At 61.7% G+C, this 2,552-nt stretch carries 3 protein-coding genes; 2 read left to right on the top strand and 1 reads right to left on the bottom strand.

What is annotated here, in order from left to right:
• Positions 1-4 precede the first annotated feature (4 nt).
• Positions 5-1,051: a DNA polymerase III subunit delta gene (gene holA, locus RSF91_RS19750; RefSeq protein ID WP_332569998.1), complete on the top strand. Its 1,047-nt coding sequence runs from the start codon at positions 5-7 to the stop codon at positions 1,049-1,051.
• 3 nt (positions 1,052-1,054) lie between these two features.
• Here the strand turns inward: holA and RSF91_RS19745 are convergent, their stop codons facing one another.
• The gene (locus RSF91_RS19745) at positions 1,055-1,357 is read right to left on the bottom strand and encodes a hypothetical protein (RefSeq protein ID WP_332569997.1); all 303 of its coding nucleotides are present in this window, start codon (positions 1,355-1,357) and stop codon (positions 1,055-1,057) included.
• A 108-nt stretch (positions 1,358-1,465) separates the two neighbouring features.
• On the opposite strand from RSF91_RS19745, the gene RSF91_RS19740 reads away from it, so the two are divergent.
• Positions 1,466-2,552, top strand: a 1,087-nt coding sequence (locus RSF91_RS19740; RefSeq protein ID WP_332569996.1) for a glutamate-5-semialdehyde dehydrogenase, incomplete at its 3' end; no start/stop codon positions are given.

Below are 2,552 nucleotides of genomic sequence, written 5' to 3'. Positions count from 1 at the left end.
TCTCATGCAGCTTGCGCTGAACCAGCTTTCCTCTCATCTGGCCAAGGGCTTGCGCTCGCTCTATGTGCTGCATGGGGACGAACCGCTGCAGCTGCAGGAAGCGGCGGACGCCATTCGCGCCACGGCGCGTGCTCAGGGATATACCGAGCGCAGCAGCTACACCGTGATGGGCGCGCACTTTGACTGGAGTGCGGTGCTGGCGGCGGGGGGCTCACTATCCCTATTTGCCGACAAGCAGATTCTGGAAATCCGCATCCCCAGCGGTAAACCGGGCAAAGAGGGGGGCGCTGCGCTGCAGCAACTGGCCAGCAGCGCGCAGGGCAATGACAGCACGTTGACGCTGATCAGCCTGCCGCGCCTGGATAAGGCCACGCGCACGGGCGCATGGTTCTCGGCGCTGGATGCACAGGGCGTCACCATTCAGGTCGAGCCTATTGAGCGCGGCGCGTTGCCGCACTGGATTGCCCAGCGGCTGGCGCTGCAAAACCAACGCGTGGCGGCGGGCGAGGAAGGTCAGCGCACGCTGCAATTCTTTGCTGACCGCGTGGAAGGTAACTTGTTGGCTGCGCATCAGGAGATTCAGAAGCTGGCGCTGCTGCACCCCGAAGGTGAGCTGAGCTTCGAGCAGGTCGAGCAGGCCGTGCTCAACGTGGCGCGTTATGACGTGTTCAAGCTATCTGAAGCCGTGCTCTCCGGTCAGGTCGCGCGCAGCATGCGCATGCTCGACGGCCTGCAGGCCGAGGGCGAGGCCGAAGTGCTGGTGCACTGGGCTTTGGCCGAAGATATTCGCAATATCAAACGGGTGAAAGACGCCATGGCGGGCGGCAAGCCTCTGCCCATGGCGCTGCGCGAAAACCGCATCTGGGGACCCAAGGAACGGCTGATGGAGCGGCTGCTACCCCGCGTCAGCGATGCGCGCGCTGCCCAGTTGTTGCAGTCGGCCCATGCAGTGGACGGCATTGTCAAAGGTCTGCCTAGCGCAGGCTGGCCGCGCGACAGCTGGCAGGCCTTGCGTCAGCTGGCCATGCAGTTGGCGCAGGCCGGGCGCTGATCTTCAGGCGTTGAGCTGGCCCTGTGCCTTGTCAGCCCACATTTGCAGATTGTCCAACAGGCCTTTCTGGCTGAAAGAGCAGCTTTCTTCGGTAAACAGTGCGCTGGATTCAAGCCGGTCCAGCAGATTGAACAAGACTTCGCTATAGCGCGGTGGCAGCGTCTGCAGCAGGGCTGTGGCGGCGCGCGCCTGCTGGCTGAGGGCGGCTGCCGAGATTTGCGCTTGCGCCAGTTGCGCAAAGCCGCTGCGCAGTTGCTGGAGCTGGCGTGTGGCTTCTAGAAGCGTGGGCGAGGTGGTGGCGGTCATGAGGTCTCCTTGCAATTTTGCTGCCCAGTGTAGGTGGCGGTTGCGAGATAAATACGCTCTTGCATGGGCTTGTCTGCGCAAAGCCCGCAACTCGGCGAAAATCACCGTATGAACGCGCTCAACACCGTCGAATACATGCACCACCTTGGCGTACAGGCAAAAGCTGCCTCTGCGCTGATGGCTAGTGCGTCTGCAGCTACTAAAAACAAAGCACTCAAGGCGCTTGCCCGCCTGCTGCGCGCGCATGTCGAGCCGCTGCAGATCGACAACGCCAAGGATCTTGAGCGTGCCGTGGCCAATGGCCTGGCAGCTCCCATGGTTGATAGACTGCGCCTGACCCCCAAGGTTCTGGAGACCTGCGCCGAAGGCTGCGAGCAGCTGGCAGCCATGCCCGATGCGATTGGCGAGATCAGCGGCCTCAGGCAAATGCCCAGCGGTATTCGTGTCGGCCAGATGCGTGTGCCCATTGGCGTGTTCGGCATGATTTACGAAAGCCGCCCCAATGTGACGATTGAAGCGGCCAGCCTGTCTATCAAGAGCGGTAATGCCTGCATCTTGCGTGGCGGCTCCGAAGCCATCGAGTCCAACAAGGCGCTGGCCAAGCTGGTGGCCCAGGCGCTGGCTGAAGCAGGCTTGCCTGAAAACGGCGTGCAGTTGGTTGGCACGACCGACCGTGATGCCGTGGGCCAGCTGATTGCCATGCCTGACTATGTAGATGTCATCATCCCCCGTGGCGGCAAGGGTCTGATCGAGCGCATCAGCCGCGAAGCCAAGGTGCCTGTCATCAAGCATCTGGATGGCAACTGTCATACCTATGTGGACGACCCCTGCGACATCGCCATGGCTGTGAAGGTGGCCGACAACGCCAAGACCAGCAAGTACAGCCCCTGTAACGCCAGCGAAAGTCTGCTGGTGGCGCGCGCCGTGGCGGCTGAATTTTTGCCCCAGATTGGCGCTGTCTTTGCCACCAAGGGCGTGGAAATGCGCTGCGACGCTGAGGCGCTGGCCATTTTGCAATCGGTCAAGGATGCCAAGCTGGCCGAAGCCGAAGAGCAAGACTGGTACGAGGAATATCTGGCTCCCATCATCAGCGTGAAGCTGGTGGAGGGTGTGGATGAGGCCATCGCCCACATCAACAAGTACTCCAGCCACCATACCGAGTCCATACTGACGACCAATCACCAGCATGCGCAGA

This window comes from Comamonas sp. (assembly GCF_036643215.1).
Taxonomy (GTDB): domain Bacteria; phylum Pseudomonadota; class Gammaproteobacteria; order Burkholderiales; family Burkholderiaceae_C; genus Comamonas.
Note: the sequence above shows the minus strand (reverse complement) of the source record. Positions and strands in the feature narration are given on the sequence as shown.